Source organism: Faecalibacterium sp. (assembly GCF_052358865.1).
In the GTDB taxonomy this organism is placed as follows: Bacteria; Bacillota; Clostridia; order Oscillospirales; family Ruminococcaceae; genus Faecalibacterium; species Faecalibacterium butyricigenerans.
Genome location: NZ_DAWCVJ010000104.1, coordinates 1 through 6,743 on the forward strand (window position 1 = coordinate 1; position 6,743 = coordinate 6,743).

Sequence of the window (6,743 nt, forward strand, 5' to 3'; positions counted from 1 at the left end):
TGCCGGATAGGAACGGCAAAATTTTTTACACTTCTATTACTTCTTTATCACACATCAGTAAAGAGCCAGGGCATGAAGCAGCTCATGGCTGGCGGCGGTATCATCGTGATTGGCACCACTCTGATCCCCCTGCTGTCTGGCCTGTTTTAAGGTAACGGCTTATGGGTATTCTCACCGAATGGATCACGGAATGGCTGAAAGGGCTTTTGATCGAGGGGATCATGGGAAACCTCACAGGGCTTTTTGACACGGTGAATACCCGAGTCGGAGAGATCGCGGTACAGGTGGGAACGACCCCGGCGGCGTGGAACGCTGGGGTTTTCTCCCTCATACGGCAAATATCCGAAACGGTGATTTTACCGATTGCCGGACTGATCCTAACCTTTGTTGCAACCTATGAACTGATCCAGATGCTCATAGACAGGAACAACCTGCACGACATCGACACATGGCTCTTTTTTAAGTGGATATTCAAAACGGCGGCGGCCATCCTCATTCTCTCCAACACATTCAACATTGTAAACGCGGTGTTCGATGTGTCGCAGAGCGTGATTGCCCGCTCCGCTGGCGTGATCCAAGGCTCAACCGACATCACCCCGGATATGCTGGCAACGCTGGAAGCCACTTTAGAAACGATGGAGCTTGGCTCCCTGTTGGGACTGTTCATGCAGACGATGCTCATTGGGCTTACCATGAAGGCGCTGAGTATCATCATTTTTGTTCTTGTCTATGGCCGTATGCTGGAAATATATATGCTGACCAGTTTAGCCCCCATCCCCGTGGCGACCCTATCTAACCGGGAAGTCGGGCAGATGGGCCAGAACTACCTAAAATCCCTGTTCGCCGTTGGTTTCCAAGGGCTGCTCATTTTGTTGTGTGTGGGCATCTACGGCGTGTTGGTGCAGGGTATCTCCACCAGCGGCGACCCCATCGGGGCCATTTGGGGCTGCGTGGGGTACACGGTTTTGCTCTGCTTTATGCTGTTCAAAACCGGGACGATCAGCAAGAGTATCTTTGGCGCACATTAAGAAAGGGGCGTGATTATGGCCGATACTTCCACTTTGGGACAGAGTGTCCCGAAGTCCCAGGAGGGACTTTTCCTCATGGACGGGATCGAGGGGCTGCTGTCCTTACCCCGTCATTCGGTGGATATGCTTTTGACCGATCCGCCCTACGGCACGACCCGGAACTATTGGGATGTGCCTTTGCCGCTGGATGCGCTGTGGGAGGCGGTGCGCTGGGCGGTCAAGCCCGACGGTGCGGCCCTGTTCTTCGCTCAATGCCCCTATGACAAGGTGCTGGGGGCATCCAACCTTGCCATGCTCCGCTATGAGTGGATGTGGTATAAGGAACGCGGGACGGGCTTTCTCAATGCCAACCGCGCCCCGCTGAAAAAGTCGGAGAACATTCTGGTGTTCTACCAGAAGTCCCCGGCTTACTTCCCGCAGTTTACTTATGGGGAGCCGTACAGCAAGGTACACGCCCGCAAGGGCTCCAGTCCCAACTACGGCAAGTTTGAGCGGCAGGGCTCGGCATCTAATGACGGGCGGCGCTATCCGGGGAATGTGCTGTTTGTGCAGACGGTGGCACATCCTACCCACCCCACACAAAAGCCCGTGGAGCTGTGCGAGTACCTTATCAAGACCTACACCCGCCCCGGCGAGGTGGTGGCCGATCTCTGCGCTGGCTCCGGGACAACCGCCGTGGCCGCCATCAATACGGGCCGCCGCTTCGTCTGCTTTGAAAGCGCCCCGGCCATCTATGGCCCTGCCGTCCAGCGCATTGAACAAGCACGGCTGGCCGTGGAGCGTGGCGAGAAAGGAGAATGACCATCGGTAAATATCCTATCATATACGCCGATCCCCCTTGGCGGTATTCTCAAAAGGGATTGCAGGGGGCGGCGGAGAACCATTACCCGACAATGAATATCAATGAATTGTGCGCGTTGCCTGTGGCCAAGCTTGCGGCCCCGGACAGTGCGCTTTTTTTGTGGGCGACTTTTCCCCAGCTCCCGGAGGCCCTGCGGCTCATCGAGGCGTGGGGCTTTACCTATAAAAGCGTGGCCTTTGTCTGGCTGAAAAAGAACCGCAAGGCGGATAGCTGGTTTTATGGGCTGGGCTTCTGGACGCGGGGCAACGCTGAAATCTGTCTGCTGGCAACAAGGGGCCACCCCAAGCGGCAGGCGGCAAATGTCCACCAGTTTATCATTTCTCCCATCGAGGCCCACAGCAAAAAGCCCGACGAGGCCCGTGACAAGATTGTGTCCCTCATGGGCGATCTGCCCCGTGTGGAGCTGTTCGCAAGGCAGACCCCGCCCGGTTGGGATGTGTGGGGAAACGAGGTGGAGCCCACGATCCGGGACTTTGGGACAAAGTGTCCCGAAGTTCAGAAAGGAAACTGACCTATGCCTTATGTGAATGTACCCAACGACCTATCCAAAATCAAAACCAAGATCGCCTTTAATCTCACCAAGCGCCAGCTCGTCTGCTTTGGCGGCGCGGCGTTGGTGGGCATCCCGGCCTATCTGTTCTCCCGGAGCTCCTTTGGCAGCACCGGGGCCATGTTCGTCATGCTGGTGGTGATGCTCCCGGCTTTTATGCTTGCCATGTATGAGCGGGATGGCCTGCCCTTTGAAAAGGTGGTGCGAAACATCCTCCGGGCCAAGTTCACCCGGCCCGGCATCAGACCGTACAAAACGCAGAATATCTATGCCCCATTCGCGGGAAAGGAGGAGCCTATTGCAGACAAGAAGCAAACCCCAAAAGCGCGGCACCGCAAGGGCCGCTAAAGGCCGGGCCGGACTTTCCGCCCAGCAGACCATTCCCTATATCGCCATGCACCCGGACGGCGTGTGCCAGCTCCCCGGCGGTATCTACACAAAAACCGTGGAATACGAGGACATCAACTATTCCGTGGCGTCCACCGAGGATCAGACGGCCATCTTTGGCGGCTGGAGCTCATTCCTCAATTACTTTGACAGCTCGCTGCCGTTCCAGCTTTCCTTTATCAACCGCCGTTCCCGTGACCGCAGCCGCTACAAGGTGAATATCCCGCCCGCCGAGGATCACTTCAACAGCGTCCGGGAGGAGTTCACCTCTATGCTGAAAAACCAGATCGCCAAAAGCAACAACGGCATTGAGCGCACAAAGTATATCACCTTTGGCCTGCCTGCCGAGGGTGTGGCCGAGGCCCGCCCCCGTCTGGAGCGCGTGGAGGCCGATGTGATGGGCAACCTCCATCGGCTGGGCGTTCAGTCGGAGCCGCTGTCTGGTCGGGATCGGCTGGCTTTGCTCCACAGCCAGATGCACCCCGGCAATCGGGAGCCGTTCCGCTTTGCGTGGAAGGACATCCCCAAGCACGGCCTTGGCACCAAGGACTATATCGCCCCGGACAGCTTCGACTTCCGGGACAGCCGCACTTTCCGGGTGGGCCGCTATTGGGGCGCGGCGTCCTATTTGCAGATTTTGGCGTCGGAGCTGTCTGACAAGCTCCTTGCTGAGATTTTGGAATTGGATGCGGAGCTGGCCGTCACCATGCACATTCAGACGGTGGATCAGCTCAAAGCCATTAAGACCATCAAGGGAAAAATCTCTGACATTGGCCGCATGAAGGCCGAGGAACAGAAAAAGGCTGTCCGGGCAGGGTACGACATGGAGATTTTGCCCCCCGACCTCATTACCTTTTCCAAGGACGCCGCCGAGCTGCTGGCCGACCTCCAGTCCCGGAATGAAAGAATGTTCCTGCTGACCTTTACGGTGGTGAACATGGCACCCAACCGCCAGCGGCTGGAAAATGATGTGTTTACCGTGGGCGGTATCGCACAGAAGTACAACTGCGCCTTGAAGCGGCTGGACTGGCAGCAGGAGCAGGCATTTGTTTCCTCGCTGGCCCTCGGCTATAACGGGCTGGAGATCCAGCGGGGCATGACTACCAGCTCCACGGCTATTTTCATCCCCTTTATGACAAGGGAGCTGCGGATGGGCGGGCAGGCGCTCTACTACGGCATGAACGCCCTTTCCCACAATGTCATCATGGCTGACCGCAAAAAACTAAAATCGGCCAATGGAATGTACCTCGGCTCAACGGGTAGTGGTAAGAGCTTCGCGGCCAAGCGGGAGCTGCTCAATGTATTTCTCGCCACCAATGACCGCATTGTGATTGTTGACCCGATGGGCGAATATGTCCCGCTGGCCCGACGGCTGGGAGCCCAGGTGATCGAGATTGCCCCGGACAGCCCCAACCACCTAAACCCGATGGACATCCAACTGAATATGAACGGCGGCGAAAGCCCCCTGTCCATGAAGGCAGATTTTCTCTTGTCCCTGTGTGAGCTGATCTTGGGCGGCAAGGAGGGCTTACAGCCCATCGAGCGGACGGTCATTGACCGTTGTGTGCGTCAGGTCTACCGGGAGATGGCGCTGGGGCTGGAAACGGCGAAAACGCCTTTGCTTCAAGATTTGTATGAGGAGCTTCTGAAACAGCCCGAGCCCGAGGCCCGCCGTGTGGCGACCGCTTTGGAGCTCTACTGCACAGGCTCCCTCAACCTGTTCAACCACCATACCAATGTGCAGACCTCAAACCGGGTGGTGTGCATCGTGCTGAAGGGCATGGGTGAAAACCTCCGCAAGATCGCCATGCACATTACCAATGAGTTTGTCACCCAGGCCGTGGACGAAAACTACCGGGCGGGGGTGGCGACTTGGTGCTACTTCGACGAGTTCCATGTTCTGCTCCGTGACCAGTTGACCGCCAGCTACTTTGTGGCCGTCTGGAAAATGCTCCGTAAAAAGGGCTGTGTCCCCAGCGCATTGACGCAAAATGTGAAAGACCTTTTAGCCAGCGCGGAGATTTCCAATATTCTGGATAACACCGATTTCATGGTGCTGCTGTCACAGGCCCAGAGTGACCGGGCGATCCTCGCAAAACAGCTCGGCATTTCAGAGCACCAGCTTTCCTACATCACCCACTCCAACGCGGGCGAGGGCCTGTTGTTCTATGGGAATGTGACTATCCCGTTTATTGACCGCTTCCCGCGTGGTGAGATTTACGATCTGCTGACGACCCGCCCGGAGGATATGGCCCATGAGCGAAAAGACGAGTAAGGGCACTTCGGGACAAAGTGTCCCGAAGTCCAAGTTCCGACACAAGAGCTGGCAGGAACAGGCGGCGGAGTCCAAGCTCCGTATGGAAAAGCGGGGTGAAAAGCTGGATAAGGCCCGGGGCAAGCTGGCGAAGCAGAAACCGCCCAAGCGTCCCGGCCCCGTGAAGCGTGCGGGCCGGGCGGCGCTGGGCGGCGTGCATGGCTTTGTGCATGGGAAAATCTATGAGGTGGAGCATGAAAATGTGGGCACCGAGGGCGCTCACCGCTCCGAGCTGGTGGGCGAGTCTGTTCTGCGGCATGGTACGCGCCATGTAAAAAAGGCCATCCGGGAACACCCGGCAAAAGCAGTCCGCAAGGCCGAGGCCAGGCATATCAAGGCTACGGCGGACTATCAGTTTCGGGCGGCGGCTCTGGAGCATCCTGAGCTGGACAAGGGGGCCTTTTCCCGGTATCTGCAAAAGCGGCGCATCCAAAAGCAGTATGCGAAACAGGCGCGGGAGGCCGCAAAGCAAGGGGCCAAGGCCGCCGAGAAAACGGCTGTCACCACAGAGCGGCTGGCTGTCCGGGCGTGGGGCTTCGTCAAGCGGCATCCCGTGGGCGTGATTATTGCGCTGGCCTGCTGTCTGCTGATCTTCTCCCTCCAGTCCTGCGTTTCTTCTATGGCGTCGGTTGGCAACGGCCTTGTGGGTGCGGTGGCCGCCAGCACCTATGCGTCCGAGGACGCGGATATGCTGGGGGCCGAAGCCGCCTATTGTGCATTGGAGGACGAGCTGCGGGAGTATCTCGACACCTATGAAGCCACCCACGATTACGACGAATACCATTTTGACCTCGATGACATTGAGCACGACCCCTATGTGCTGATCTCCATGCTCTCGGCGCTCCATGAGGGGGCGTGGACGGTGGACGAGGTGCAGGGTACGCTTCAAAGCCTGTTTGACCGCCAGTATATTCTCACCGAGGATGTGGTGGTGGAGGTGCGGTATCGGACGGAAACCCGGACGGACAGCGAGGGCAACACCTACACGGTGCAGGTGCCCTATAACTACTACATTTGCTATGTGACGCTGGAAAACTTCAACCTGTCCCATGTGCCGATCTACATGATGACCGAGGAACAGCTTTCCCGGTACGCCCTCTATATGGCTACGCTGGGCAATCGCCCCGACCTGTTCCCGGAGTCGGGCTATGTACCCAAGTACACCAACCCACCCCCGGAGCATGACATCCCGGAGGAATATCTGGCCGATGAAACCTTTGCGGCTATTCTGGCAGAGGCGGAAAAATATGTGGGCTTCCCCTATGTGTGGGGCGGCTCCAATCCCAACACTTCCTTTGATTGCAGCGGCTTCGTCAGCTATGTCTACAATCAATGCGGCTGGGACTTCGGACGGCTGGGAGCCCAGGGGCTCTACAACATTTCCACCCCAACCAACAACCCCAAGCCCGGTGATCTGGTTTTCTTCAAGGGAACCTATGACACACCGGGCGTTTCTCATGTAGGCATCTATGTGGGCGACGGCTGGATGCTCGACTGCGGCGACCCCATCCATTATTCCAAACTCAACACGAGCTATTGGCACTCTCTCTAATACACAACAGACCCTGCCGACGAACTCTACCGTGAAGAACTCGGTGAACG

At 57.4% G+C, this 6,743-nt stretch carries 6 protein-coding genes and 1 pseudogene; all 7 read left to right on the forward strand.

The genetic code is table 11. The annotated features are described in order from the left end of the window. Positions 1-60: 60 nt before the first annotated feature. Positions 61-150, forward strand: a pseudogene (locus ACT8X9_RS12235) (Maff2 family mobile element protein); the annotation flags it as partial. 11 nt (positions 151-161) lie between these two features. After that, on the forward strand, positions 162-1,028 hold the full coding sequence (locus ACT8X9_RS12240) for a VirB6/TrbL-like conjugal transfer protein, CD1112 family (protein ID WP_444269168.1): 867 nt from the start codon (positions 162-164) through the stop codon (positions 1,026-1,028). A gap of 15 nt (positions 1,029-1,043) precedes the next feature. Then, positions 1,044-1,829, forward strand: a complete 786-nt coding sequence (locus tag ACT8X9_RS12245; RefSeq protein ID WP_444269169.1) for a DNA-methyltransferase — start codon at positions 1,044-1,046, stop codon at positions 1,827-1,829. Further along, a complete protein-coding gene (locus ACT8X9_RS12250) occupies positions 1,826-2,401 on the forward strand; it encodes an MT-A70 family methyltransferase (RefSeq protein ID WP_444269170.1) in 576 nt (191 codons plus the stop codon). The genes ACT8X9_RS12245 and ACT8X9_RS12250 overlap by 4 nt, the downstream gene beginning before the upstream one ends. Before the next feature lie 3 nt (positions 2,402-2,404). Further along, the gene (locus ACT8X9_RS12255) at positions 2,405-2,788 is read left to right on the forward strand and encodes a PrgI family protein (protein WP_444269171.1); all 384 of its coding nucleotides are present in this window, start codon (positions 2,405-2,407) and stop codon (positions 2,786-2,788) included. After that, a complete protein-coding gene (locus ACT8X9_RS12260; protein WP_444269172.1) occupies positions 2,709-5,102 on the forward strand; it encodes a VirB4-like conjugal transfer ATPase, CD1110 family in 2,394 nt (797 codons plus the stop codon). The genes ACT8X9_RS12255 and ACT8X9_RS12260 overlap by 80 nt, the downstream gene beginning before the upstream one ends. After that, positions 5,083-6,693 carry a CD1108 family mobile element protein gene (locus tag ACT8X9_RS12265; protein WP_444269173.1) on the forward strand — a complete coding sequence of 537 codons (1,611 nt, stop codon included), beginning with the start codon at positions 5,083-5,085 and terminating at the stop codon, positions 6,691-6,693. The genes ACT8X9_RS12260 and ACT8X9_RS12265 overlap by 20 nt, the downstream gene beginning before the upstream one ends. Positions 6,694-6,743: the final 50 nt, after the last annotated feature.

Bases quoted from the DNA above. Each gene is read 5' to 3' on its own strand.
- ACT8X9_RS12265 (WP_444269173.1), top strand. From the start codon at position 5,083: ATGAGCGAAAAGACGAGTAAGGGCACTTCGGGACAAAGTGTCCCGAAG.
- ACT8X9_RS12245 (WP_444269169.1), top strand. From the start codon at position 1,044: ATGGCCGATACTTCCACTTTGGGACAGAGTGTCCCGAAGTCCCAGGAG.
- ACT8X9_RS12240 (WP_444269168.1), top strand. From the start codon at position 162: ATGGGTATTCTCACCGAATGGATCACGGAATGGCTGAAAGGGCTTTTG.
- ACT8X9_RS12250 (WP_444269170.1), top strand. From the start codon at position 1,826: ATGACCATCGGTAAATATCCTATCATATACGCCGATCCCCCTTGGCGG.
- ACT8X9_RS12260 (WP_444269172.1), top strand. From the start codon at position 2,709: ATGCCCCATTCGCGGGAAAGGAGGAGCCTATTGCAGACAAGAAGCAAA.
- ACT8X9_RS12255 (WP_444269171.1), top strand. From the start codon at position 2,405: ATGCCTTATGTGAATGTACCCAACGACCTATCCAAAATCAAAACCAAG.